The following is a 26534-nucleotide window of genomic DNA, read 5'->3' on the forward strand; positions in this document are numbered from 1 at the left end:
CCATGCTCGCCCGTGATCAACGCACCCCGTTCTCCGACTGGTGGTGGACCATTGACAAGCCGCTGCTGGCGGCGGTCATCGCGCTGATGTTCGGCGGTGTCATCCTGTCGCTGGCGGCGAGCCCGCCGGTCGCGACCCGGATCGGGCTCGACCCCTTCCATTTCTTCAGCCGGCACGTGATGTTCCTGCTGCCGTCCTTCATCGTGCTGATCACGGTCTCCTTCCTGTCGCCGCGCCAGATCCGGCGCGCCGCGGTGGTGGTGTTCTTCGTCAGCATCGCGCTGATCGTGATGACTTTGCTGGTCGGCCCGGAGGTGAAGGGCTCGCGGCGCTGGATCACGCTGGTCGGCGTCAACATCCAGGCTTCCGAATCGGCAAAGCCGGCCTTCGTGATCCTCGCGGCCTGGCTGTTTGCGGAATCGACCAGGCGTCCGGAAATGCCGGCGACCTCGATGGCGCTGGTGCTGCTGTTGATGCTGGTCTCGCTCCTGGTGATGGAGCCCGATTTCGGCCAGACCATGCTGATCCTGATGGTGTGGGGCGCGCTGTTCTTCATCGCAGGCATGCGGATGATCTGGGTCGCGGGGCTTGCGGGCGCCGCCGGCCTCGGCCTGTTCAGCGCCTATCTGTTCGTCCCGCACGTTGCCGGCCGCATCAAGCGCTTCATGAATCCGGCCTCCGGCGACACCTTCCAGGTCGACATGGCGATGGAGGCATTCTGGAACGGCGGCTGGTTCGGGCTCGGGCCGGGCGAGGGCATCGCAAAACGCAGCCTGCCGGACAGCCACACCGACTTCGTCTTCGCGGTCGCCGCGGAAGAATTCGGTATCATCCTCTGCCTGGCACTGCTGGCGCTGTTTGCCTTCGTCGTGATCCGCACGCTCTCGCGCGCCTATGCGACCGAGGACATGTTCGCGCGCTTTGCCGCGTCGGGGCTTGCGATCCTGTTCGGCGTTCAGGCTGCGATCAACATGGCGGTCAATCTGCAATTGATCCCGGCCAAGGGCATGACGCTGCCGTTCATCTCTTATGGCGGCTCCTCGATCGTCTCGCTGGCCTACGGCGTCGGCATGATGCTGGCGCTGACCCGGCAGCGCCCGCGCACCGAGATCGAATCCGTGAACGCGGCCGGCGCCGTGCAGGGCTATGCCTGACTAGCGCCGTCGGCTATTTGAGACCATGGACAACGCGCCCCTCATCCTGCTTGCGGCCGGTGGCACCGGCGGCCATTTGTTCCCCGCCGAAGCGCTCGGCGTGGAACTGATCAAGCGCGGCCTGCGCGTGCGGCTCGCGACCGACGCCCGCGCGCTGCGCTACAGTGGACTGTTCTCCAAGGAAAATATCGATGTGGTGCCGAGCGAGACGGTGCGCGGACGCAATCCAATCACGCTCGCCCGCACCGCGATCACGCTCGGCTACGGTATCGTGGTTGCCGCCAATCTGGTGCGCCGTCTGAAGCCGGCCGCGGTGGTCGGCTTCGGCGGCTATCCCACGGTGCCGCCGCTGCTCGCCGCACGGCTGCTCGGCGTGCCCGGCATCATCCATGACGCCAACGCGGTGCTCGGCCGCGCCAATCGCTTCCTCTCCAGCCGCGTCAATGCGATTGCGACCTCGCTGCCCGGCGTGCTCGATCGCGATCCGGCGCTGGCCGGCAAGACCACCACCGTCGGCACGCCGATGCGGCCCGCGGTCCTCGCGGCTGCCGCGGTGCCGTTTGCCACGCCGGAGCCGAACGGCCCGCTGCGTCTGCTCGTGGTCGGCGGCAGCCAGGGCGCGCGGGTGATGAGTGATATCGTGCCCGGCGCGATCGAAAAGCTCGAGCCCGCGCTGTGGAGCCGGCTGATCCTCACCCAGCAGGTGCGGGAGGAGGACATGGCGCGGGTGCGCGCGGTCTATGACAACCTCAAGATCAATGCCGAGCTCGCGCCGTTCTTCGCCGACCTGCCGGCAAGACTAGCCGCCACCCATCTCGTGATCTCGCGCTCCGGTGCCGGCACCGTCGCCGAGCTCGCCGCGATCGGCCGGCCCTCGATCCTGGTGCCGCTGCCCGGCGCGATCGACCAGGACCAGTTCGCCAATGCCGGCGTGCTGTCGCAGGCCGGCGGCGCGCTGCGGATTGCGCAGGCGGAATTCACGCAAGGCCGGTTGGCGGCCGAAATCTCTGCTTTCGCGGCCGAACCTGAGAAATTGACGGCGATGGCGGCAGCCGCGCGCGGCGCCGGCCGGCTCGACGCCGCTGAGCGGCTGGCCGATCTGGTGGTGAAAGTGGCTGGAATTTAGGCCGGAACAGCGAATTTTCGCCCGTTTGGCGTCATGGCCGGTCTTGTCCCGGCCATCCGCGTCTTGCATGAAGGGCAGGAGATTCGTGGGTGACCGGGCAAGTGCCGGGCATGACGAGGGAAAACGAACCATGAGACTGCCGCGCGAAATCGGACCTATCCACTTCATCGGGATCGGCGGCATCGGCATGAGCGGCATTGCCGAGGTGCTCTGCAATCTCGGTTACACCGTGCAGGGCTCTGACGCGTCCGAGAGCGGCAATGTCGCGCGGCTGCGCGAGAAGGGCGTCAAGGTTTCGGTCGGCCACAAGGCCGAGAACATCAACGGCGCCGACGTCGTCGTGGTCTCGACCGCGATCAAGCGCGACAATCCGGAACTGATGGCGGCGCGCGCGCAGCGCATTCCCGTGGTGCGCCGTGCCGAGATGCTCGCCGAATTGATGCGGCTGAAGAGCTGCGTCGCCATCGCCGGCACCCATGGCAAGACCACGACCACCTCGATGGTCGCAGCGCTGCTCGATGCCGGCGATTTCGATCCGACCGTGATCAATGGCGGCATCATCAATGCCTATGGCACCAATGCGCGATTGGGCGCAGGCGACTGGATGGTGGTGGAAGCCGACGAAAGCGACGGCACGTTCCTGAAGCTGCCGACGGATGTCGCCATCGTCACCAATGTCGACCCCGAGCATCTCGACCACTTCAAGACCTTCGAGGCCGTGCAGGATGCGTTCCGCGCCTTCGTCGAGAACGTGCCGTTCTATGGCTTCGCGGTGATGTGCATCGACCACCCGGTGGTGCAGACGATCGTCGGCCGCATAGAGGACCGTCGCATCATCACCTATGGCGAAAATCCGCAGGCCGATGCGCGGCTGGTCGACCTGCAGCCGATTCCCGGCGGCTCGAAGTTCAAGGTCTCCTTCCGCAACCGCAAAACCGACGTGGTGCACGAGATATCGGATATCGTGCTGCCGATGCCCGGCCGCCACAACGCGTTGAATGCCACCGCGGCGATCGCGGTCGCGCATGAGCTCGGCATTTCCGACGAAGCGATCCGCAAGGCCATCGCAGGCTTCGGCGGCGTGAAGCGGCGCTTCACCAGGACCGGCGAATGGAACGGCGTCATCGTGATCGACGATTACGGCCACCATCCCGTCGAGATCGCTGCGGTCTTGAAGGCGGCGCGCGAGTCCTACAGCGGCAAGATCATCGCCGTGGTGCAGCCGCATCGCTTCACCCGCCTGCAATCGCTGTTCGAGGAATTCTGCACCTGCTTCAACGATGCCGATGCGGTCGTCGTCGCCGAGGTCTATCCGGCGGGCGAGGCGCCGATCCCGGGCATCGACCGCGATCATTTCGTGCTCGGCCTGCGCGCACACGGCCATCGCGACGTGATCCCGCTGCCGAATGCCGGCGAGCTTGCGAAAATCGTTCGCGACCTTGCCAAGCCCGGCGATCTCGTCGTGTGCCTCGGCGCCGGCAACATCACGCAATGGGCTTACGCATTGCCCGGCGAATTGAAGGCGTTGGGCTAGCGTGGCCGGTTTCCCCGACATCACGCCAGAGCTGAAAGCCGCGATGCCGGAACTGCGCGGGCGGCTGCTGGCGAACCAGTCGCTGGCGGAATTGACCTGGTTTCGCGTCGGCGGACCGGCGCAGGTGCTGTTCACGCCGGCGGACGAAGACGACCTTGCTTATTTCCAGGCGCGCTTGCCGCAGGAGTTGCCTGTCTATGTCGTCGGCGTCGGCTCGAACCTGATCGTGCGCGACGGCGGCATGCCGGGCGTCGTGATTCGCCTCGCGCCGCGCGCATTCGGCGAGACCAGGGCCGAAGGCGACATCGTGAGCGCCGGCGCCGCAGCGCTCGACAAGCGCGTGGCGGAGACGGCGGCTGCGGCTGATATCGGCGGCATGGAGTTTTTCTTCGGCATCCCCGGCACCGTCGGCGGTGCGCTGCGCATGAATGCGGGCGCCAACGGCGGCGAGACCAAGGATGTGCTGCTGGATGCCACCGGAATCGGCCGCGACGGCAACAAGCATGTGTTCACCAATTCCGACATGAAATTCGTCTATCGCAGCAGCGGCGTCGATCCCTCGATCATCTTCACCTCCGCGCGCTTTCGCGGCAGGATCACTGCGCCCGAGGCGATCCGCGCGCGCATGAACGAGGTGCAGGCCCACCGCGAGACCGCGCAGCCGATTCGCGAGAAGACCGGCGGCTCGACGTTCAAGAACCCGCCGGGCAACAGCGCCTGGAAATTGATCGATGCCGCCGGCTGCCGCGGCTTGCGCGTCGGCGGCGCCCAGGTCTCGGAGATGCACTGCAATTTCCTGATCAACACCGGCAATGCCACCGGACGCGATATCGAGACGCTCGGCGAAACCGTGCGGCAGCGGGTGAAAGAGACGTCGGGAATCGAGTTACACTGGGAAATCAAGCGAATCGGGATTCCGTAGTCATTCCGGGGCGCGCGAAGCGCGAACCCGGAATCCAGAGCTTATACGGAGAGAAGATTCCGGGTCTGGTCCTGTCGGACCATCCCGGAATGACTGAAGGCAACAGCGATGCGAACGACCATTCTCTTCGGCGGCAGCAACAAGGAACGCCTCGTCTCGGTGGCAAGCGCGCAGGCGCTGCACCAGGCTTTGCCGGAGGCCGATCTCTGGTTCTGGGACGTGGCTGACAATGTCCATGTCGTGCGGTCCGAGCAGCTTCTCGAACATGTGAGGCCCTTCCAGGACGAGTTCAGGCCCGGCACGCGCGGCATCCCGCTCGCGCAGGCGCTCGACCAGGCCGCCCGCGAGGATCGCGTGCTGGTGCTTGGCCTGCACGGTGGCAGCGCGGAGAACGGCGAATTGCAGGCGATGTGCGAGATGCGCGGCATCCCCTTCACCGGCTCCAGCTCGGCGTCCTCGCATCTCGCCTTCGACAAGGTCGCGGCGAAGCGATTCGCGGCGATTGCGGGCGTGCCGGCGCCGAGCGGCATCGCCCTCGACGAGATCGACGCTGCCTTCGCCGAATACGGCAGGCTGATCGCCAAGCCTGCGCGCGACGGATCAAGCTACGGCCTGATCTTCGTCAACGCGAAGCAGGACATCGTCGCCGTCCGCAACGCCGCCGCGACGGAGGAATATCTGATCGAGCCGTTCGTTGCGGGCGTGGAGGCAACCTGCGGCGTGCTGGAGCGGTCCGACGGCGCAATCTTCTCGCTGCCGCCGATCGAGATCGTGCCGGCGGAGGGCGCGTTCGACTACACCGCAAAATACCTGCTCAAATCGACCCAGGAGATCTGCCCCGGGCGCTTTTCGCCTGATATCAGCGCCGCGATCATGGACCTCGCGCTCCGCGCCCACCGGGCGTTGTCCTGCGCCGGCTATTCCCGCACCGACTTCATCGTCTCCGCCAAGGGCCCGATCTATCTTGAGACCAATACGCTGCCGGGGCTGACCAAGGCCTCGCTCTATCCGAAGGCGCTCAAGGCGCAGGGCATCGAGTTCGTCGATTTCCTGCAAGAGCAGATCGAATTGGCCAGGCGGCGGACAAGTCCTTCCGTCATTCCGGGGCGCGCGTAGCGCGAACCCGGAATCCATCGGGCTACGGGCGCAAGCGGCGAAATGGATTCCGGGCTCGATGCTTCGCATCGCCTCGGAATGACGGGGGAGTATCCCGCGCGTCTAAAAGCACCCGGAACTGGTTCCGTGCCGAATCGGGAACCCCGGGCGATTGCTAAAATCCTAAGGATTGCGTGGCAAACTACGCACATTGCTCATCAAAACGCGTTCCGCGTTAACCGCTTTTACCTTTTGTTTACCAGGAAGTCCGAAGGTTAACGCTGGCGGCGCATGTAGCGCTTGGCTGCCGGGCGTGAGCTGTCGCGGGAACTTTCACTTCGACACGCGTAACGAGGGACAGGGGGCCTTTCTTACTGGCTTCGACACCCAGGCCGGCATCACCGAGACGTTGTGTGCGCCAGGACCCGCAAACGTGTTGCGGGCAGAAGGTTTGACGAGCTCGTGCAATGGATGGTGCAGGCCGCCTCACTCGATCACTGCGATCGCTGAGGCCCGAAGCTGACCTGAAAGCAGCCGCTATTGGAGCGGCGGTGCTGCTGCGCGAGTATTTTGCCCACCGTCGTGCCCGTCGTCGTACCCGCCGCGCCCCGCCGGTGATCGATCGCGATCCGCCGAGCCGCTTCATCCTTCTGGTCGAGCGCTATCTGCCGCGCCGCGTCGGTCTTGCCGCCACCGTCTTCATCCTGCTCGGCAGCGCCGGCCTCGGCATCGTCAAGGGCGGCCATGTCGACGAATTCGTCACAGGGCTTTCGGATGCGCGCAATGCGCTCGCCAACTCGGCGGGCTTCCGAATCACCACGGTGGCCATCAACGGCCGCAAGCAGTTGAGCCAGGACGAGGTGCTGGCGATCGGCGGCGTCAACGGTCGCTCCTCGCTGCTGTTCCTGGATGCCGCGACCGTGCGCGATCGGCTGAAGGCCAATCCCTGGATCGCCGACGCGACGATCCTGAAGCTGTATCCGGGCCAGCTCCAGATCGACATCGTCGAGCGCAAGGCTTTCGCGCTGTGGCAGCAGGATGGGCGCCTGTCCGTAGTCGCGGATGATGGCGCGGTCCTCGAGCCCTACGTGTCGCGCCGCTTCCTCACGTTGCCGCTCGTGGTCGGCAAGGGGGCCGAGACCAGGGCCAAGGACTTCCTGGCGCTGCTCGACCGCTATCCGCAGGTGCGTTCGGTGACCAAGGCCGCGATCTTCGTTGGCGAACGGCGCTGGAATCTGCGGCTCAAGGATGGGCTCGACATCCGCCTGCCCGAGAACGACGTCGGCAATGCGCTCGCCGCGCTCTCCAAGCTCGACAAGGAAGACCGGCTGTTCTCGCGCGACATCGTCGCCGTCGACATGCGCCTGCCTGACCGGCTGACGGTGCAACTGGCCGAGGAAGCGGCAAAGGCGCGCGAAGAGCTGTTCAAGGACAAGAAGTCGAAGAAGAAGGGCGGTGACGCATGACCGTCCTGGATCGCAATCTGACGCCGAAGACGCGCCCGATGGCCCACAAGCGCACTGCGCTGGTGGCTTCGCTCGATATCGGCACCAGCAAGATCGCCTGCATGATCGCGCGGCTGAAGCCGTCGCCGCCGAGCGAAGCCCTGCGCGGCCGCACCCATGCGGTGGAATTGATCGGCTACAGCCAGATCCAGTCGCGCGGCGTCAAGGCCGGCGCGGTGGTCGATCTCGCCGAATGCGAGAAGGCGGTGCGTCATGCGGTGGCGCTGGCCGAGCGCATGGCCAAGGTCCGAGTCGAATCCGTGCTGCTGCCGGTCGCCGGCGGCCGGCCCGCCGGCCAGCTCGTCGAGGCTGCCGCCGACATTCGCGGCGGCTCGGTGACGGAAGCCGATATCAGCCGCGTCACCACGGCCGGCATGATCCACGCGACCGCCCACGGGCGGACCGTGCTGCACGCGCTGCCAGTCGGCTACGCACTCGACGGCGTCAAGGGCATCCGCGACCCGCGCGGCATGGTGGCGAGTCAGTTCGGCGTCGACATGAATGTCGTCACGGCCGACGCCACCGTCGCCAAGAACCTGATGCTCGTGGTCGAGCGTTGCCACCTCAACGTCGAGGCGATGGCGGCGAGCTCCTATGTCGCCGGCCTCTCGGTGCTCACCGATGATGAAGCCGATCTCGGCGCCGCCGTGGTCGAGATGGGCGCCGGCTCGACCACGATCGCGACCTATTCGGGGGGACGCTTCGTGCACGCGTCGGGATTTGCGCTCGGCGGGCAACACATCACGATGGATCTTGCGCGCGGCATCGGCGCATGCATTGCGGATGCCGAGCGAATCAAGACTTTATACGGCACCGTGCTGACCGGCGGCTCGGATGCGCGCGAGCTGATGTCGGTCCCGACCGCCGGCGACGAACGCGACACGCCGCAGATCGTCTCCCGCGCCACGATTGCGAACATCGTCCGGCATCGCGCCGAGGAGATTTTTGAGATGGTCCGGGACCGGCTCAAGGCTTCCCCGTTTGCGGCAGAGCCGAGGGCGCGGGTCGTGCTGAGCGGCGGCGCCTCGCAGCTCACCGGCATGATCGAACTCGCCACCCGCATTCTCAATCGGCCGGTGCGGATCGGCCGTCCGCTCGGCTTCGGCCGTCTGCCCAACGAGGCCAAGGGTCCGTCGTTCGCGGTGCCCACCGGGCTTCTGGTCTATCCGCAATACGCTCACCTTGAACATGTCGAACCGCGGCACACGCGGCAGCTCAAGACAGGGACTGACGGTTATTTCGGAAAGGTCGGACGATGGCTTCGCGAGGGCTTCTGATGACCACTCATAAGGCCCACAGGATTTTCACCAGCTCCCGCGGCCGCAGGCCGGGGCGAACCTACGCGCGCGCGTAATCGAGAGGCAACCATGGCACTCAATCTGACCCCTCCTGACATCAGCGAGCTGAAACCGCGGATCACCGTCTTCGGCGTCGGTGGCGCGGGCGGCAATGCCGTCAACAACATGATCACCGCCGGGCTGCAGGGCGTCGATTTCGTCGTCGCCAACACGGACGCGCAGGCGCTGACCATGTCGAAGGCGCAACGCATCATCCAGATGGGCACGCAGGTGACCCAGGGCCTCGGCGCCGGCTCGCAGCCGGATGTCGGCGCAGCCGCCGCGCAGGAGGTCATCGACGAACTCCGTGATCACCTCACCGGCGCCAACATGGTGTTCGTCACCGCCGGCATGGGCGGCGGCACCGGCACCGGCGCCGCTCCCGTGATCGCCAAGACCGCTCGCGAGATGGGCATCCTCACCGTCGGTGTGGTGACCAAGCCGTTCCACTTTGAAGGCCAGCGCCGCATGCGCACCGCCGAGAACGGCATCTCCGAGCTGCACAAGGTGGTCGACACCCTGCTGATCATCCCGAACCAGAACCTGTTCCGGGTCGCCAACGAGAAGACCACCTTCGCCGACGCTTTTGCGATGGCCGACCAGGTGCTCTACTCGGGCGTTGCCTGCATCACCGACCTGATGGTCAAGGAAGGCCTGATCAACCTCGACTTCGCCGACGTCCGCGCCGTGATGCGCGAGATGGGTAAGGCGATGATGGGCACGGGCGAGGCGACCGGTGAGAAGCGCGCGCTCACCGCCGCCGAGGCCGCGATTGCCAATCCGCTGATCGACGACTCCTCGATGAAGGGTGCCAGGGGCCTCCTGATCTCGATCACCGGCGGCAAGGATCTCACCCTGTTCGAAGTCGACGAGGCCGCCACCCGCATCCGTGAGGAGGTCGACCCCGACGCCAACATCATCGTCGGCGCCACCTTCGACGAGACGCTCGACGGCATCATCCGCGTATCCGTGGTTGCGACCGGCATCGAGCAGGCCGCGATCGCCCGCAACGCCGCCGCCGCGGCTCCCGCTGCGCCTGCGCCGGCCGGCAACGGTTCGCCCGAGAGCCGGCTCGCCGACCTGACCGCCCGGCTGCGCGCCGACAACCAGCGCCTGGCCGAACGTGCCCATAAGCTGGAAGCCGGCGGCGCTCCGATGGCCGCGCCGGCACCTGCCGCGCCGCCGCCGCTGCGCCAGCAGGGCAGCGTCGAGCGTGCCGCGCTCGCCGCCATCGCCGCCGCCGTGTCGCCGGAACAGCAGGCCGCGCCGATGCAACCGGCGTCCTATGGCGACGTCACCGTCCGCCCGATCGCGCAGAAGCCGACCCTGTTCCCCGATCCGGAAGCGACCAGGGTCGAAGCCCACGAGCCGGCGACGCCGGAAAACTTCATTCCGCCGACCGCCGAGCGGCCGCCGGTGCGCACGCCGCGGATGCCGAAGTTCGAGGACCTGCCGATGCCGGCCCAGGCCGAGATCCGCCAGGCCCGTGGCGAGGCCGAGGAGGAACATCCGCAGAAGACCCGCCTGTCGCTCTTGCAGCGGCTCGCCAATGTCGGCCTCGGCCGCCGCGAGGAGGAGAGCGAGCCCCCGGTCGCGGCCCGCGCCTCCGGTCCGGCCATGCCGCCGCTACCCGAGCGCAAGCCGCAGCGTAACGTGGCGCAGCAGATCGCGGCGCACGACCCGGTATCTGAGTATGCGAAGCGTCCCGCGCCGCAAGGTTTGGATCCCCACGGCCGGCCGGCACCTGTTGCGCCGACGCCACAGGGAGATGACCATCTTGATATCCCGGCCTTCCTGCGCCGGCAGGCAAACTGAGCTTTGTTACAATCCTGATCATTCAAAGAGCCCCGGCGGAACCCGCCGGGGCTCTTTTCTTTAACCGTCTCCGTGGTCATAGCCCGGCAAACAAGTAACTGAAATTAAATGATTAATCAGGTATTCCATGACTTGGTCATGGTACCGAAAGGGTGTCCGGCCGCTCCGTAATTTGGTTAAGCCTTGGCGCGATTGCGGCGGAGATGGGGTAACAATCGGTAAAGAAGCGTGAGTTGTACGCTCTCGGGCGGTGACTATGGTCTGTCCAACTTTGGGGATGCCTAAGCGAGTCGGTTGGGGAAGTAAGGCCGCCTCGTCTTAGGTTACGTCGGGTAGTGTGGGCGCATATCGGATGAAATTAAGCCGTCAAACAACGCTTCGGTCGCAGGCCACCGTGACGGGCGTCGGCGTTCACTCCGGTTTACCGGTCAGCCTTACCATTGGACCTGCTCCCGTTGACGCGGGCTATACTTTTATCCGGACGGGTCTCGACGGGGCCGACCGCGAAGTTCACGCCGCCGCTGATGCCGTGATCGCGACCGAGTTCGCGACCGTCCTGGGCGACCGCGAGGGGCCGCTGGTATCGACCGCCGAACACGTGCTGGCTGCGCTGCGCGGCATGGGCGTCGACAACGCCACCATCGAAATCGACGGTCCGGAAGTGCCGATCATGGACGGCAGCGCTTCGGCCTTCGTCGCCGCGGTCGATCAGGCCGGTATTGTCACCCAATCCGCCGCCCGCCGCGTTCTCCAGGTGCTGAAGCCGGTGCAGGTCGCGATCGGCGACTGCTTCGGTGAGTTCCGTCCCTTTGCCGGCGGCTTCCGTGCCGAAGTCGAGATCGACTTTGCCAATCCCTTGATCGGCCGCCAGAGCTACTGTTTCGATCTTTCCGCTGAGAGCTTCCGCCGCGAGATTTCGCGTGCCCGCACCTTCGGCTGCATGAATGACGTGGCGCGGCTGTGGAGCGCAGGTTTCGCGCTCGGCGCCTCTTTCGAGAACTCGGTGGTGTTCGACGAGACCCGCCTGCTCAACGCCGAAGGCCTGCGCTTCCGCGACGAATGCGTCCGCCACAAGGTGCTGGACGTGGTCGGCGATCTCGCGCTGGCCGGCCTGCCGATCCTGGGCGCCTATCGCTCGGTTCGCGGCGGCCACAAGCTGAACCATGCCGCGCTGACCGCGCTGCTTTCCGATCGCAGCGCGTGGCGGGTGGTCGAATCGGAAACCGCGCGCCGTTCCCGCACCGTTGCCGAGGCCGGGAGTGCCACTGTCGGCGGCCTGATCGCCCCGGCCTATGGCCCGGACGTGTCCTAAACACCGCTTTCCGTTAGCGTTTTCTAGAGCGTTTTCGAGCGAAGTGGGCACCGGTTCGCATGAAGAAAACGGGTCAAAACAAGAATCTAGAGCTTCGGTTCTGATTCCATCAGAACCGAAAATGCTCTAGCAATTTCCATAGTAACCACAGCCGATAGTGACCGTCTTGGGGCCGCCTTAATCCGGGCGAAATGGCTCCGTATTCGGTTGGTCGAGGGTCGTTTTTCGGCTAGACAGGCCTGCGGTTGCACGGGGCAGCACAGGCGCGGGGAAAATTTCCGTCCATGGCCTCGTTCGTGGACAGATCGCCATCAATCGCTTCCAAGGCGCCGGGTTCTCACATTCATGCCGTTATCGCGTAGCACGCACGAATCATGCACCTCATCAGCCGGCCGCGCCGGAGGGGCATCATTGTTGCGGCTGGCCGCGGGCCTGATCGTGCTGGCGCTGCCGTTGGGTGGTTGCGGCACCGGTCCGCTGTGGGACAAGTTCCTGGCCAAGGACGACACCTTCAACGAGGAGCCCGCGGACAAGCTCTACAATGAGGGCTTGTACCTGATGAACCAGCGCAAGGATCCTCGTGCGGCCTCGAAGAAGTTCGAGGAGGTGGACCGTCAGCATCCCTATTCCGATTGGGCGCGCAAATCGCTCCTGATGTCGGCCTATTCCTCCTACCAGCAGGGCGACTACGATACCTGCATCGGGTCGGCGACACGTTACGTCACCTTGCATCCCGGCAGTCCGGACGCGGCCTACGCGCAATACCTGATCGCGGCCTCGCATTACGACCAGATCCCGGACATCACCCGCGACCAGACCCGCACCGAGAAGGCGATCGCGGCGCTGGAAGAGGTGATTCGCAAATATCCGACCTCGGAATATGCGACCTCCGCCAAGGCCAAGCTCGAGGGCGCGCGCGACCAGCTCGCTGGCCGCGAGATGAATGTCGGTCGCTATTACATGGAGCGGCGGGACTTCACTGCCGCGATCAATCGCTTCAAGACCGTGGTCACGCAGTATCAGACCACGCGGCATGTCGAGGAGGCCTTGGCGCGGCTCACCGAGGCCTATATGGCGATCGGCATCCCGAGCGAGGCGCAGACCGCCGCCGCTGTGCTTGGGCACAATTTTCCTGACAGCCGCTGGTACAAGGACGCCTATAATCTAGTAAAGTCCGGCGGTCTCGAGCCGAGCGAGAATCAGGGTTCCTGGATCAGCAGGACCTTCAAGAAGATATTATAGGCCTGGAATAGTCCTCACATGCTGGCGCGTCTGTCGATCCGTGACATCGTCCTGATCGAACGGCTCGATATCGAATTCTCCCGTGGTTTGGCGGTGCTGACCGGCGAAACCGGCGCGGGCAAATCGATCCTGCTCGATGCATTTGCGCTGGCCCTTGGCGGCCGCGGCGATGCCGGGCTGGTGCGGCACGGCGCCGAGCAGGGGCAGGTGACGGCGACCTTCGACGTGCCGAAGAATCACCCGGCGGCAAAGCTGCTGGCCGATAACGGGCTCGACGACAACGGCGAGATGATCCTGCGCCGCGTGCAGCTCGCCGATGGCCGCACCCGCGCCTTCATCAACGACCAGGCGATCTCTGTGCAGACCCTGAAGGCGGTGGGCGCCGCGCTGGTCGAGATTCACGGCCAGCATGACGAGCGCGCCCTGGTCGATGCCTCGACCCACCGGCGGCTGCTTGACGCCTTTGCGGGGCTCGAGAAGGATGTGGCGGCGCTGGAATCGCTGTGGGAGGCACGGCGCAGCGCCAACGCCGCGCTGGAGGAGCATCGCGCCGGCATGGAACGCGCCGCGCGCGAGGCCGATTATCTGCGCCACGCCTCGCAGGAACTGAAGACGCTGGCGCCGAAGGACGGTGAGGAGACCGAGCTCGCCAACCGCCGCACCACCATGATGCAGGGCGAGAAGATCGCTACCGATCTGCGCGAAGCGCAGGAGGCGATCTCGGGCCCTCATTCGCCGGTGGCCGCGCTGTCGGGCGCTGTGCGCCGCCTTGAGCGCCGCGCTGGCAGCTCGCCGTCACTGGTCGAGCCCGCGGTGAAGGCGATCGATGCCGCCATCAACGCGCTCGAAGAGGCCGATCAGCACCTCAACGCTGCGCTTGCGGCGGCCGACTTCGATCCGGCCGAGCTCGAGCGCATCGAAGAGCGCCTGTTCGCGCTGCGCGCCGCCTCGCGCAAATATGCGACGCCGGTCGATGGATTGGCCGCACTCGCCAGCAAATATGCCGCCGACATTGCGCTGATCGATGCCGGCGCCGATCGGTTGAAGAAGCTCGAGGCCGCGGCTGAAGAGACCGACAAGCGCTATGCTGCCGCGGCAGCCAAACTGTCGATGGCGCGGACCAAATCCGCCGAAAAGCTCAACAAGGCCGTTAACGCCGAACTGGCGCCGCTGAAGCTCGAGCGCGCGAAGTTCATGACGCAGGTCGAGACCGATGCGGCCTCGCCCGGGCCGGAAGGCATCGACCGCGTCGAGTTCTGGGTCCAGACCAATCCGGGGACAAAGCCGGGGCCGCTGATGAAGGTCGCTTCCGGCGGCGAGCTGTCGCGCTTCCTGTTGGCGCTGAAGGTCGTGCTGTCCGACCGTGGCTCGGCGCCGACGCTGGTGTTCGACGAGATCGACACCGGCGTTGGCGGCGCTGTGGCGGATGCGATCGGTGGGCGGCTGTCGCGGCTGGCCGACAAGGTGCAGGTGATGGCGGTCACGCATGCGCCGCAGGTCGCAGCCCGCGCCAGCCAGCATTTGCTCATTTCCAAGGACGCGCTCGACAAGGGCAAGCGCGTCGCCACCCGCGTCAACGCGCTCGCCGCCGACCACCGCCGCGAGGAAATCGCCCGCATGCTCGCCGGCGCCGAGATCACCGCCGAAGCGCGCGCGGCCGCGGAGCGCCTGTTGCGCGCGGCCACCGCGTAACTCTCTCCGTCATTCCGGGGCGATGCGAAGCATTGAACCCGGAATCTCGAGATTCCGGGTTCGGTCCTAACGGACCGCCCCGGAATGACGAGATTAGTTACAGATCGACTCGTACAGATCGTTCCACTCGGGGTTATTCGTTTCGATCAGCTGCACCTTCCAACTTCGCTTCCACCTCTTGAGCTCCTTCTCGCGCGAGATCGCGGAGATCGGATCGTCATAGATTTCGAACCATACCAGCCGTGTGATATTGTATTTGGAAGCGAAGCCACGGACCGCCTTGGTTCGATGTTCATAGACGCGGCGTACGAGGTCGTTGGTCACGCCAATATAGGTCGCTCCATCCTTTCGGCTCGCAAGAATATAGACGTAGTAAGCCATGATAGCGGTGTGCATAACCTCTAGATTCCGGGTCTGGTCCTTCGGACCATCCCGGAATGACGAACTATAACGGGCATCATGGCCAAGTCCAAAAAAACAGTCCTTCCCGACGTCGACAAGCTCACCAAGGCGCAGGCCAAGGTCGAGCATACGCGGCTCGCGCTCGAACTGGAGGCGCACGACCGGCGCTATTACCAGGAAGACGCGCCCACCGTCACCGACGCCGAGTATGACGCGCTGCGCCAGCGCTACAACGCGATCGAGAAACGCTTTCCCGACTTCGTCACCCCTGATTCGCCATCGCAGAAGGTCGGCGCCGCACCGTCGGGACGCTTCAAGAAAGTGCGGCATTCGCTGCCGATGCTGTCGCTCGACAACGCCTTTGCCGAGAGCGACGTGCGCGACTTCGTCGATCGTATCGTGCGCTTCCTGCGGCTTGGTGACGACAAGATCGATTTCTCCGCCGAGCCGAAGATCGACGGCCTCTCGATGTCGCTGCGCTATGAGGGCGGCGAGCTCGTCACAGCCGCGACCCGCGGCGATGGCGCCGAGGGCGAAGACGTCACCGCCAACATCCGGACGCTCGAGGATGTCCCCGAGAGGTTGAAGGGCCGCAACGTGCCCGAGATCTGCGAGGTGCGCGGCGAAGTCTACATGACCAAGAAGGCCTTCCTTGCGCTCAACGAACGCCAGAAGGCCGCCGGCGATACCGTCTTTGCCAATCCGCGTAATTCGGCCGCGGGCTCGTTGCGTCAGAAGGACCCTGGCATCACCGCTTCGCGGCCGCTCGGCTTCTTCGCCTATGCCTGGGGCCAGATGAGCGCGATGCCGGAGGACACGCAGACCGGCATGATCCATTGGTTCGAGCGCTGCGGCTTCAAGACCAATCCGCTGACCAAGCTCTGTCACTCGGTCGATGAGCTGCTTGCCTTCCATCACAAGATCGAGGAGCAGCGCGCCGAGCTCGACTACGACATTGATGGCGTTGTCTACAAGGTCGACCGCATCGACTGGGAGGAGCGGCTCGGTTTTATCTCGCGCACGCCGCGCTGGGCGATCGCGCATAAATTCCCGGCCGAACGGGCGATGACCGTGCTGCGCGATATCGAGATCCAGGTCGGGCGCACCGGCTCGTTCACGCCGGTCGGCAAGCTCGAGCCGGTCGGCGTCGGCGGCGTCATCGTGCAGAACGTCACGCTGCATAACGAGGACTACATCAAGGGCATCGGTGGTCACGGCGAGCAGTTGCGAGAGGGCCGCGACATCCGGATCGGCGATACCGTGGTGATCCAGCGCGCCGGTGACGTGATTCCGCAAGTGGTCGACGTCGTCATCGACAAGCGGCCGAAGAACGCCAAAGAGTTTCACTTCCCGAAGAAGTGCCCGTGCCCGCTGCATACCGACGTCGTGCGCGAGGAGACCGCGACCGGCGAGGAGGGTGCGCGCGCCCGCTGCACCGGCGAGTTCGCCTGTCCGTTCCAGAAGATCGAGCACCTGAAACTGTTCGTCTCGCGCCGTGCCTTCGACATCGATGGGCTCGGCGAGAAGCAGCTCGAATTCTTCTTCGATAAGGAATGGGTGCGGGAGCCCGCCGATATCTTCACGCTGCCCAAGCGCAACCAGAAGCTCAAGCTCGAAGAGATCGAGGGTTACGGCGAAACCTCGGTGCGCAACCTGTTCGCAGCGATCGAGAGCCGGCGCCGGATCGCGCTGGAGCGCTTCATCTACGCGCTCGGCATGCGCCATGTCGGCGAGACCACGGCGCTGGCGCTGGCGCGCGGCTACGGCTCATGGGAGGCGTTCCACGATGCCTGCCTGCGGGTTGCGAAGGGTGACGAGGAAGCGATCGCGGAGATGGATGCGCTCGACCAGATCGGCGACACCGTGATCAAGAGCGTCGCGGCCTATTTCGGCGAGAGCCACAACCGCGGCATCGTCGAGCGGCTGGTCAAGGAGCTCGACGAGATCATCGATACCGAAAAGCCGAAGAGCAATTCGGCGGTCGCCGGCAAGACCGTCGTGTTCACCGGCTCGCTGGAGAAGATGACGCGCGACGAGGCCAAGGCGACCGCCGAGCGATTGGGCGCGAAGGCGGCAAGCTCAGTGTCGAAGAAGACGGACTACGTGGTCGCAGGTCCCGGCGCGGGATCGAAGCTCGCGGAAGCCAAGAAGCACGGCGTGGCCGTGCTGACCGAGGACGAATGGCTGAAGCTGATCGGGGAGTGAAGTGACCTGGTTGTCATTCCGGGATGGTCCGAAGGACCAGACCCGGAATCTCGAGGTTCCGGGTTCGATGCTTCGCATCGCCCCGGAACGACGCACAACAGCTACATCATCCCCGCTTCGTCCTCCTCCGCCCGCTCGATCAGTGCCTCGGTCACCACCACGTTTCGCCGTGGCACGAGAAAAATCATGCTCGATGCGCATGCGATCGAGATGACGAGGATCGCGCTCGTCAGCGGCAGCGTGGTGGTGGAATGGCCGCCGAGATAGGCGCCGAACTGCGACACCAGCGAGCCGACGCCCTGCTGCAGGAATCCCATCGCGCCGGAGGCGGTGCCGGCGGCTTCGGGGCGGACGCTGATCGCGCCGGCCGCCGAGTTCGCCATCACGAAGGCGTTGCCGGCCATCACGATCATCTGGGTGCCGAACAGCCAGAGCGGGGCCTGGTTGACCCCGGTGAAGCTAAAGATGAGGTTCAGGAGGCTGCCGCCGAGTTGCAGCGCAAGCCCGAACCAGATCAGTTGTTCCAGCGAGTGACGCGGCGCGAAGCGCACGCAGAGCAAATTGCCGACCAGATAGGCAAACCCCGTGGTCGCGAACCACGCGCCATATTCGGCGCTGGTGCGTCCCATCTGGGTCACCACGATGTAGGGGCCGCCGCCGGCGAAGGTGAAGATGATCTGCGAGGCCAGCACCTGGCACAGCACATAGCCGATGAAGGCGCGGCTCCTGATCAGGCTGCCGACATCGCGGCGGAAGTTGCTGTCTTCGCTGCGGACGCGACGCGTCTCCGGCAGCGCCAGCGCGATGCCGACGGCGACCGCGAGCGAGCCCGCGGTGATGGCATAGAAGATCGCGCGCCAGCCGAACACGGTCTCCAAGAGGCCGCCGGTCAAGGGGCTCAGCATCTGCGCGATCATCATCACCGCGATCACCAGGCTGATCATGGCGCCGACGCGGTCGCGGCTATAGAGATCGCGGATGATGGCGCGGCTCACCACCATGCCGCTGGCGCCGCCGAGCGCCTGGAAGAAGCGTGCCGCGATCAGTTGCGGGAGGGTTTCCGCGAAAATGCTTCCGATACCAGCCACGACCATCAGGCCGAGGCCGGCCAGCAGCACCGGCCGCCGCCCGAACTTGTCCGACAGCGGGCCCATGATGAGCTGCGAGCAGGCGATGCCGACCATGAACAGCGACACCGTCATCTGCGCGATCGAGATGTCGCGGCCGAACGTCGTCGCCAGCACCGGCAGCGCCGGCACCAGCATATAGAGCGAGATCGGCGCTACGCCCGTCATTGCGACGAGCAACAGCAGCATGAGCTTCGATGTCGCGATGTCCTTCGTTGCCGCGTCGGGCGGCTTGCCCATCACGCCATGCATTCAGCTACGCATCCTTTCGTGGGGCGAATGTAACGAGATGCGCAGATGCGAATACGGATGTTTCGGCATGCGGCTATGCCGATTCCGGGAGGCGGTGATGAAGCGGTGCCTTTGCTGCAAGCACCTGCCTCCACTGTCATCATCCGTGAAGGCGAATGATGCAGTATTTCGGAGATTGAAATTATACCCGGCGACGCCGCGGCGTACTGGATTCCCTGCCGGAGCCTGTCATCGGGCTCGCCGAAGGCGGGGAATGACGGGGAAGATAGCGGGCGCTTACGTCAGCGGCGCTGTTGCCCGGTCGAGCCACTGTTGCGTGGCGTCATCGCCGAGCTGCGGGCGTACCTCGGCCTTGACGCGGGCATGGTAGTCGTTGAGCCATTTCAGCTCGGCCTCGCCCAGCAACGTCACGTCGATCAGCCGGCGGTCGATCGGCGCCAGCGTCAGCGTTTCGAATGCGTTCATCGGCTTTTCGGCGCCTGATATGTCGATGCCGATCACGAGCTCGAGGTTCTCGATCCGGATGCCGTAGGCATCGGTCTTGTAGTAGCCGGGCTCGTTGGAGAGGATCATGCCGCGCTTCAGCGGCGTGGTGCCGAGCTTTGAGATTCTCGCCGGCCCCTCATGCACGGAAAGATAGCTGCCGACGCCATGGCCGGTGCCGTGCTCGAAATCGATGCCGGCCTGCCAGAGATATTGCCGCGCCAGCGTGTCGAGCTGCGCGCCGGTGGTGCCGTCGGGGAACACCGCGCGCGCAATCGCGATATGGCCGCGCAGCACCCGGGTGAAGCGGTCGCGCATCTCCGCTGTCGGCTTACCAATCGCGATGGTGCGGGTGACGTCAGTGGTGCCGTCCTCGTATTGCGCGCCGGAATCGATCAAGAGCAGATCGCCGGATGCGATCCGGCGGTTGCTCTTGCGGGTGACGCGGTAGTGCACGATGGCGCCGTTCGGCCCGGTGCCGGCGATGGTCGGGAATGAAACATCCTTCAGCGCGCCGGTCTCGCGGCGGAAGGTCTCCAGCGCCTCGACGGTGTCGATCTCGGTGAGCCCGCCCGAGGGCGCCTCGCGGTCGATCCAGGCCAGGAAGCGCGCCAGCGCCACCGCGTCGCGCTGATGCGCAGTTCGCGTGCCCTGGATCTCCGCGGCGTTCTTCACGGCCTTCAACAGGCTCACCGGATCGCTGCCGCGCACCGGCTTGCCGCCCGCGGTGGTGATCAGGCGGTTCAGCGCCTCGGCCGCGGTCGCATTGTCGAGCGCGATCGCGGCGCCGCGCTGCGCGAGCTCGGTCAGCTTCATGGTGAGCCGGTCCGGCTCGTCGACATCGGCGGATTGCTCGAGATGGTCGCGCGTGAGGTTCGAAAGCTTGCGGTGATCGATGAACACCGTCGGCCGGCCCTCTCTCGGCACCAGCGCGTAGGAGAGTGGCAGCGGCGTATGCGAGACGTCGGCGCCGCGGATATTGAACGTCCAGGCCACTGCGTGGCTGTCCGACAGCACCAGCGCGTCGACGCCGAGCTTGTTGATCTCGTCCCTGATCCGCTCCAGCTTTATGGCCTCCGCCTCGCCGGCGAATCGCAGGCCGTGGATGGTGACCGGCCCGAGCGGCGGGCGCGGTCGCTCGGTCCAGATCGCATCGACCGGGTTGCTGTCGACCGCAACCAGTTCGGCTCCGGCCTTGGCGCAGGCCGCCGCGAGACGCTCGGCTGCCGCAGAAGTGTGCAGCCACGGGTCAAATCCTAGGCTGTCGCCGGCGGAAAGATGTTTTGTCAGCCAGTGTTCCGGCGGCGGATCGACAAGCGGTTGGATTTGCCAGGCCTTCGGATCGACCTGCTTTCCCGCCTGCAGCGTGTAGCGGCCATCCACGAACAAGGCGGCTTCCTGCATCAGCACGATTGCAAGTCCCGCCGATCCGGTAAAACCGGTCAGCCACGCCAGCCGCTCCTCGGATGGCGCAACATATTCATTCTGCTGCTGGTCGGCGCGGGGAATGACGAAGCCGGTCAGCTTCCGCCGCGCCAATTCCTCGCGGAACGCGGCCAGCCGCGCCGTCAGCGCCACGCCGCCTTCGGGTTCTTCGAACGTCTGGAAATGGGCCTCGGACATCGTTGGTCACTTTATGATTGCGTGGACATGTCCGCAATGTAAGCGGATATCGCCACAATTTGGCATAAGTTATGCTTCAATACCGTTTCGCAGGTTTAGAAAAGACGGAACGGTTTTCAAGGCAAGCCGTTCGACAACGATGTCGGGAGGCTTCCAGGAGTGTCTCAACTCAACGGCGAGGGGATACACGATGCCTGCTTTCAGCTTTGAGAAGATTTCGCCGCCGGTCCGCCGCGGCCCGATTGCTCCCATCGAACAGAAGCAGCGCGGTGTCATCGTCCAGATCCTGGATCGCTTTGTCGAACGGCGCGTCAGGCGCCGGCTCAAGGCGGAGAAGAGCGAGACAGCCCTCGGCAAGAACAAGGCAGCCGAATAGGCGTTTCTTGCGACCGACCGCGAGGTTCACTTCACATTCGTTCGTCCAGATTGGAAGCCTTCACCACGGTTGCGCCGATCACCCGCCTTCCTTCCAGTTCCCGAACGATCCTTTGGTGCGGTCCAACGACACCCAGATCGAACTCGCGATCGGGCGTCACGAGCATCATCTTTGCTCCGATGATGACCAGCACCGTGACGTCATGCTCCTCGCCGGAAACAGCGAGCTTTGCGATCTCGCTTCGAAATGGCTCCCGTCGCCAAGCGTCAGGAAAGCCAGGATCGCACCGGATTTCGATCCCGTCCTGCGAGGCCGTCAGCACAAGTTTCGACCTGTTCGGCTTCCAGTGCGGTCCGAATCGCTGATCGATCAACCACAGGCAATTGAAGGATCGGCACTCAGCCGGTCGGTTCTCATAGCTCTGGCATCCGCGCCCAGGCTTGCATTCCGGGCACCACGCTGCTGCCGGCTTCGCGAGCGTCTCGATCGCCATGACCTTGCAGCAAAGCGTGCAATCGCCGCATTCCCTTGCCAGAGGGCTCACTTAACCGAGCGCAGCAGCAGGCTGCTCCATCCCTCGATTCTCAGATGCCGTAACGGCACCAGCCCACGCGCGCGATAGGCGGCGATCACGCTTGGCGCCTGATGCGTCAAAAGCCCCGACAGGATCACGCGCGCGGAAGGCGCGAGATGCCGCGCCATCGGGCCCGCCAGTTGCCGCAGCGGATTGGCGAGGATGTTTGCGAGCACGAGGTCGAACGGGCCGTGCTCGGAAAATTGCGGCGCCGAGAAACCGGTGGCGCGGATCATCGTCACGAGATGGCCGGTCTTGTTCAACTCGGCATTCTCGCGTGCGACGTTGACCGATGGCGGATCGATGTCGCTTGCCAGCACGGCGCCGTGCAGCGCCTTCGCCGCGGCGATCGCCAGCACGCCGGTGCCGGTGCCGAGGTCGAGCACGCGGCGCGGATGGTGCGCCTTCAGCACGTGATCGAGCAGCAGCAGGCAGCCGCGCGTGGTGCCGTGGTGGCCGGTGCCGAAGGCCAGCGCCGCCTCGATCTCGATGCCGAGTTTGTTCGGCGGCACGCGGGTGCGGTCGTGCTGGCCGTGCACGACGAAGCGCCCAGCGGGGACGGGGACGAGGTCCTCGAGGCTGGCCTTGACCCAGTCCTTGGCCTCGACGGTGTCGAAGGCGATGGTCTTGGCAAGGTCATCGCCGGCCGCATTGGCGACGAGCTCGCGCATCAGCGCCTGATCGGGCGCATCGGCAAAATGCGCGGTGACCTCCCAGCGCCCGTCCGGCCGCTCGAATGCGGCAATCGCCGTCTCGCCCTCGAAGAATATTTCGGTCAGCACGTCGACCAGCCGCCTGGCGGTCTGCTCGTCGGGAAGCGCGAGGCTCGCGCGATGGGTGGGTTTCGGAAGCATTTAGGGTGACCGTTTCGACTTCATCTGGAACATCAGCATTAACCACGATCGCATTATCAGCGGGGAGCCGAAACTTCGAGGAACTCTCTGCTCGGCTCAGCCGCGGGCGGCTGAAAAGGCGAACCTCCATTGGCGCAGCCGGGGCTTGAGCGGAAGGGCCCGACATGGCTGCGCGGGCGGGCCTGTGCGCCCAAAACTCCGTATTTGTCCCGTAATTGAAAGTTCACCCAAACAATGCATGATCGTAACCCGTTGTTTTAATTAAATTTATAGTAGTTTTGTCCGGGAGTGATCATGAGTGGTTGCAAAAGGACGTGGGCCGAAATTCTTCGCAAGACCTTGAAGCTGATGGCGCAACGCATTGCTGAACTTCACGATCTTCGACGACAGGTGCGAGAGGCGGAAGCGAGGGCGCTTGCCAGGCGACGGCAAACATCGTCCGGACGGCCTCGAAGCATCAGGACAGGACTTCATCGTAGCCGCTTGAATGCGCGAGTCCGATGTCTTGAAGACCGGAAGCGGAACTTCTCCCTGTAAGTGATGCGCCAAATGGTACCGGGACGCTTGTTTGCGTCCGGCGTGATTGGTAAGTGCGCTCTGTATTTATTCCTGGGCGCGACTCGATGAAACGTAACGGCTTCCGATCCATGTCCACAGACCAACTGTGGGCGCTCCATGAACAAGTAGCGGCTGAGCTGACGCAACGAATAGTCAGCGAGAAAGCCACGCTTGAGGACCGGCTACGCAAGCTTCGGTCGTCTGACGAAGCTGCGAAACCCGATCGCAGCCGCCGTCCTTATCCAAAAGTCCTCCCCAAATATCGGAACCCGAAAAACCCTGGAGAGACGTGGTCGGGTCGCGGCAAACGTCCTCTATGGCTGACAAAGCGACTTGGTGCCGGCTCCAAGCTGGACGATTTCCTCATCGATCGCCCCGGCCGCAAGCGGCGCTAAACCAGATCGGTCATCGCAGTTCGCGACGCTTTTGCTTTCTGGAGCGTCGCACGGCCGTCATGGAGAAGTTGCCAACCGAGAATACCGGGGTTTTCAACAGGGTTCTCCACCTAGACATGATCCGATCAGGTTGAAATGCTGCCGCGATGGATGCTGCGCTCCATCTCTCGCAAGCAAGCGGGAGGAGGTGAAGCAAGCGACGTCGTGATAGGCTGCCAAAAAAAGGAGGGTCCCATGTCCCTGTTAAGACGGCCGCTCTATCAGCGCTCTGAAGGTGTCGACGAGGACCGCTGGCGCCTGGCATTCGATACCGAAACCCGCCGGCTGTTCGTCGAGCACGAAAAGAAGCGGGGTGACTTCCGCGGCGCCGGGTATGCCATTGAGACCGACGAGGTCGAGCTCGCGGAATTCCTGGAGCAGCCGAGCCAAGGGGGCCACGCGCGGGAGCAGCTCGTGAAACTGCTCGAAACGCTGTTTACCGACGATCGCGACGTGTCGCAGCCCGTGGCAGCCTGACCGGGTGGTGGATGCACATCGGCTTCCACCTGATATCCACAGGCCGTCCACAGGCTTTTCAACGCCTTGCGAACAGGGAGCGATGATCGCCCAGGATCACCTGCGCGGCGTTGTGACCGGGTGCGCCGGTGACGCCGCCGCCGGGATGGGCGCCGGAGCCGCAGTGATAGAGCCCCCTCACGGGGCCGCGGTAGTCGGCATGGCCGAGCATCGGACGGGCGGAGAAGAGCTGGTTCAGCGTCAGCGCGCCGTGGAAGATATCGCCGCCCAATAGGCCGAATTGCCGCTCCAGGTCGAGCGGGGAGAGCACCTGCCGGCCGATCACGCTTGCGGCAAAGCCGGGGGCGTATCTGTCGACCGTCGCGATCATAAGGTCGGCGACCTCATCGCGATGGTCGTCCCAGGATTTGCCGTCGGGCAGTTCCGGCGCGACGTGCTGGCAGAACAGGCTCGCGACATGCTGCCCAGCCGGCGCCAGCGAGTCGTCCAGAGTCGAGGGGATCAGCATTTCGACGATGGGCTCGCGGCTCCAGCCAAAGTTGCGCGCGTCGAGAAAGGCGCGGTCCATATAGCCAAGGCTCGGCGCGATGATGATGCCGGCGGTGAGGTGATCGCCTGCGCCCGGCAAAGCGGTGAAGGAGGGCAGGGCGCTCAACGCGACATTCATGCGAAAGGTGCCGGAGCCGTTGCGCCAGCGCGACATGCGCTGCAAAAATTCCGGCGCCAGCGCGCCCGCCGGCATCAGCCGCGTGTAGAGCAGTTTCGGATTGACGTTGGCGGCGACATATCTGGCGCGGATGGTGGTGCCGTCGTCGAGCACGACGCCGGCGGCGCGGCCGTTCTCGACCAGCACTTCGCGCACGCCGGCATCCAGTTCGATCTCGGCGCCATGCGCGCGTGCCGCCGCCGCCATCGCCTGCGTGATCGCGCCCATGCCGCCGACCGCGTGGCCCCACACGCCCTTCTTGCCATTCACCTCGCCGAAGGCGTGGTGCAGCATCACGTAAGCCGAGCCCGCGGCATAGGGGCTCGCATAATTGCCGACGATGGCGTCAAAGCCGAACAGCGCTTTCACCAAATCGTTCTCGAACCGCTCGTCCAGCATCTCGCCGGCCGAGCGGGTGAAGAGGTCGAGCAGGTCGCGCTGCTGCTCCAGCGAAAGCTTGCGCAAGAGGTTGGCGGATCCGAGCGCGTTGAAGGCCTCGCGGAGCGCGTCCGCGCCAAACCCCTCGACGATGTTCGGCGGCGCGCGCAGCACGAACTGGCGCAGCACATCGGCAATCGCCTCAAGTTGGCGCGAGAAGATGCCGATCTCCTCCGCATCATGCGCGCTCAGTCTGGCGACGGATTCCGTGGTGCGGCCTTCGCCGGTGAGGAGATGGCTGCCGTCAGGGGACGGCAGGAAATTTTGCGCACGGCGCTCGACGATCCGCAGGCCGTGCTCGGCGAGCCTGAGATCGGCAATGACCTTGGGGTTGAGCAGGCTCACCGTATAGGCCGCGACCGAGTTGCGGAACCCGGGATGGAATTCCTCCGTCACCGCAGCACCGCCAACCACCTTGCGGCGCTCGACCACTTTCACGCGCAACCCCGCCATCGCGAGATAGGCCGCGCAGGTGAGGCCGTTGTGCCCCGCACCGATGATGACGACGTCCGTTTCGTTCATGTCCGCTTCATTTTCTCAGGAGCTTGCCAGTAACCCATCGTTGCGCACAAGCCACTAGTATTTTCGCCACTCACCCCGGTCGTCATTCCAGGGATCGCCTCCCGGCGTGAGCCCGCCAACCTCTCCGTCATTCCGGGGCGCGCCTTTTGGCGCGAGCCCGGAATCCATTTATCCACGGGCGCAAGCGGCGAAATGGATTCCGGGCTCGTCCTTCGGACGCCCCGGAATGACACCCCCCGTCATTGCGAGCGGAGCGAAGCAATCTATGCCTCCGCTTGCGGCGCTATGGATTGCTTCGCGGAGCCTGTCATCGGGCGCGCGTTCGCGCGACCCGTTGGCTCGCAATGACGATCTGGATGCTTTGGGTGCGACATAACAACCCGTCGGGCAAATCAGCAAAAGTCTGTCCATCCTTGCAGCGAAAAATAAACCGCTTTCGCCGTCGGGCAAATCAGTGATTTAACTCCGCGCGTCTCAGCGCGAATGAGGGGCGGGTCGCGATCGTCACGAACGTTGCGGTGAGATGCGGTGGACGCGGGTGTTGCGACTGACGAGCGTGACATCAGCGGACGGCGAAGTCGTGTGGTCCTGGCGCCCCGACGCTGGCGCTAAGTTTTTTGCGCGACCAAGTCGCGCGAGAGATGACGGTGGCAAAAGAGCCCGGTCACCGGGGAGAGCACGAAGTAAGCCGTAACACCATCGCGCAGGGAAAGCCGGAATGCTTCGGTTGAACCTGTGGTCCTACCCCCGTGCTTTTTGTTGCACGGGA

At 64.8% G+C, this 26534-nt stretch carries 21 protein-coding genes and 1 pseudogene; 16 read left to right on the forward strand and 6 right to left on the reverse strand.

Features of this window, described 5'->3' with window-relative positions; translation table 11 throughout:
• Nucleotides 1-2: 2 nt before the first annotated feature.
• From ftsW to recN, 12 genes and pseudogenes are all read left to right on the forward strand, one after another.
• Nucleotides 3-1154, forward strand: a complete 1152-nt coding sequence (gene ftsW, locus ACZYOF_RS23370; RefSeq protein WP_463717256.1) for a putative lipid II flippase FtsW — start codon at nt 3-5, stop codon at nt 1152-1154.
• A 25-nt stretch (nt 1155-1179) separates the two neighbouring features.
• On the forward strand, nt 1180-2280 hold the full coding sequence (gene murG, locus ACZYOF_RS23375) for an undecaprenyldiphospho-muramoylpentapeptide beta-N-acetylglucosaminyltransferase (RefSeq protein WP_463717257.1): 1101 nt from the start codon (nt 1180-1182) through the stop codon (nt 2278-2280).
• Nucleotides 2281-2410: 130 nt separating this feature from the next.
• Complete coding sequence (gene murC, locus ACZYOF_RS23380; RefSeq protein ID WP_463717258.1) at nt 2411-3814, forward strand: UDP-N-acetylmuramate--L-alanine ligase; 1404 nt, start codon at nt 2411-2413, stop codon at nt 3812-3814.
• A 1-nt stretch (nt 3815) separates the two neighbouring features.
• Nucleotides 3816-4736 carry a UDP-N-acetylmuramate dehydrogenase gene (gene murB / locus ACZYOF_RS23385; protein ID WP_283813501.1) on the forward strand — a complete coding sequence of 307 codons (921 nt, stop codon included), beginning with the start codon at nt 3816-3818 and terminating at the stop codon, nt 4734-4736.
• A gap of 108 nt (nt 4737-4844) precedes the next feature.
• Nucleotides 4845-5852, forward strand: coding sequence for a D-alanine--D-alanine ligase family protein (locus ACZYOF_RS23390; protein WP_130577525.1), 1008 nt, complete (start codon nt 4845-4847; stop codon nt 5850-5852).
• A gap of 218 nt (nt 5853-6070) precedes the next feature.
• A pseudogene (locus ACZYOF_RS23395) lies at nt 6071-6341 on the forward strand (D-alanine--D-alanine ligase); the annotation flags it as partial.
• A complete protein-coding gene (locus ACZYOF_RS23400; RefSeq protein WP_130577524.1) occupies nt 6299-7297 on the forward strand; it encodes a cell division protein FtsQ/DivIB in 999 nt (332 codons plus the stop codon). The pseudogene ACZYOF_RS23395 and the gene ACZYOF_RS23400, both read left to right, overlap by 43 nt.
• Nucleotides 7294-8613 carry a cell division protein FtsA gene (gene ftsA / locus ACZYOF_RS23405; RefSeq protein WP_130577523.1) on the forward strand — a complete coding sequence of 440 codons (1320 nt, stop codon included), beginning with the start codon at nt 7294-7296 and terminating at the stop codon, nt 8611-8613. Before ACZYOF_RS23400 ends, ftsA begins: the two co-directional genes overlap by 4 nt.
• Nucleotides 8614-8703: 90 nt before the next feature.
• A complete protein-coding gene (gene ftsZ / locus ACZYOF_RS23410) occupies nt 8704-10488 on the forward strand; it encodes a cell division protein FtsZ (protein WP_282532383.1) in 1785 nt (594 codons plus the stop codon).
• A 352-nt stretch (nt 10489-10840) separates the two neighbouring features.
• Nucleotides 10841-11800, forward strand: coding sequence for a UDP-3-O-acyl-N-acetylglucosamine deacetylase (gene lpxC, locus ACZYOF_RS23415; protein WP_130581627.1), 960 nt, complete (start codon nt 10841-10843; stop codon nt 11798-11800).
• Nucleotides 11801-12145: 345 nt separating this feature from the next.
• Nucleotides 12146-13042, forward strand: coding sequence for an outer membrane protein assembly factor BamD (locus tag ACZYOF_RS23420; RefSeq protein ID WP_130581628.1), 897 nt, complete (start codon nt 12146-12148; stop codon nt 13040-13042).
• Between the two features lie 18 nt (nt 13043-13060).
• Nucleotides 13061-14734: a DNA repair protein RecN gene (gene recN, locus ACZYOF_RS23425; RefSeq protein WP_463717259.1), complete on the forward strand. Its 1674-nt coding sequence runs from the start codon at nt 13061-13063 to the stop codon at nt 14732-14734.
• Nucleotides 14735-14827: 93 nt separating this feature from the next.
• Here recN and ACZYOF_RS23430 read toward each other — a convergent pair whose 3' ends face one another.
• Nucleotides 14828-15115 carry a GIY-YIG nuclease family protein gene (locus ACZYOF_RS23430; protein ID WP_130581639.1) on the reverse strand — a complete coding sequence of 96 codons (288 nt, stop codon included), beginning with the start codon at nt 15113-15115 and terminating at the stop codon, nt 14828-14830.
• A gap of 78 nt (nt 15116-15193) precedes the next feature.
• Between ACZYOF_RS23430 and ligA the strand changes: the two genes are divergently transcribed.
• Nucleotides 15194-17341, forward strand: a complete 2148-nt coding sequence (gene ligA, locus ACZYOF_RS23435) for an NAD-dependent DNA ligase LigA (RefSeq protein WP_165421358.1) — start codon at nt 15194-15196, stop codon at nt 17339-17341.
• Between the two features lie 101 nt (nt 17342-17442).
• Here the strand turns inward: ligA and ACZYOF_RS23440 are convergent, their stop codons facing one another.
• Nucleotides 17443-18720, reverse strand: a complete 1278-nt coding sequence (locus ACZYOF_RS23440; protein ID WP_463717260.1) for a multidrug effflux MFS transporter — start codon at nt 18718-18720, stop codon at nt 17443-17445.
• Nucleotides 18721-18996: 276 nt separating this feature from the next.
• Complete coding sequence (locus ACZYOF_RS23445; RefSeq protein ID WP_463717261.1) at nt 18997-20826, reverse strand: aminopeptidase P family protein; 1830 nt, start codon at nt 20824-20826, stop codon at nt 18997-18999.
• Between the two features lie 190 nt (nt 20827-21016).
• On the opposite strand from ACZYOF_RS23445, the gene ACZYOF_RS23450 reads away from it, so the two are divergent.
• On the forward strand, nt 21017-21202 hold the full coding sequence (locus ACZYOF_RS23450; protein WP_130581634.1) for a hypothetical protein: 186 nt from the start codon (nt 21017-21019) through the stop codon (nt 21200-21202).
• Between the two features lie 31 nt (nt 21203-21233).
• Here ACZYOF_RS23450 and ACZYOF_RS23455 read toward each other — a convergent pair whose 3' ends face one another.
• Both ACZYOF_RS23455 and ACZYOF_RS23460 read right to left on the reverse strand, forming a co-directional pair.
• Complete coding sequence (locus ACZYOF_RS23455; RefSeq protein ID WP_463717262.1) at nt 21234-21395, reverse strand: hypothetical protein; 162 nt, start codon at nt 21393-21395, stop codon at nt 21234-21236.
• A gap of 347 nt (nt 21396-21742) precedes the next feature.
• Nucleotides 21743-22630: a 50S ribosomal protein L11 methyltransferase gene (locus tag ACZYOF_RS23460; RefSeq protein ID WP_463717263.1), complete on the reverse strand. Its 888-nt coding sequence runs from the start codon at nt 22628-22630 to the stop codon at nt 21743-21745.
• 623 nt (nt 22631-23253) lie between these two features.
• Between ACZYOF_RS23460 and ACZYOF_RS23465 the strand changes: the two genes are divergently transcribed.
• Together ACZYOF_RS23465 and ACZYOF_RS23470 are read left to right on the forward strand one after the other, a co-directional pair.
• Nucleotides 23254-23583 carry an H-NS histone family protein gene (locus tag ACZYOF_RS23465; RefSeq protein ID WP_245476605.1) on the forward strand — a complete coding sequence of 110 codons (330 nt, stop codon included), beginning with the start codon at nt 23254-23256 and terminating at the stop codon, nt 23581-23583.
• A 234-nt stretch (nt 23584-23817) separates the two neighbouring features.
• Complete coding sequence (locus tag ACZYOF_RS23470) at nt 23818-24099, forward strand: hypothetical protein (RefSeq protein ID WP_282532376.1); 282 nt, start codon at nt 23818-23820, stop codon at nt 24097-24099.
• Between the two features lie 58 nt (nt 24100-24157).
• Here the strand turns inward: ACZYOF_RS23470 and ACZYOF_RS23475 are convergent, their stop codons facing one another.
• On the reverse strand, nt 24158-25765 hold the full coding sequence (locus tag ACZYOF_RS23475; RefSeq protein ID WP_463717264.1) for a phytoene desaturase family protein: 1608 nt from the start codon (nt 25763-25765) through the stop codon (nt 24158-24160).
• Nucleotides 25766-26534: the final 769 nt, after the last annotated feature.

Source organism: Bradyrhizobium sp. LeoA1Lang (genome assembly GCF_055413685.1).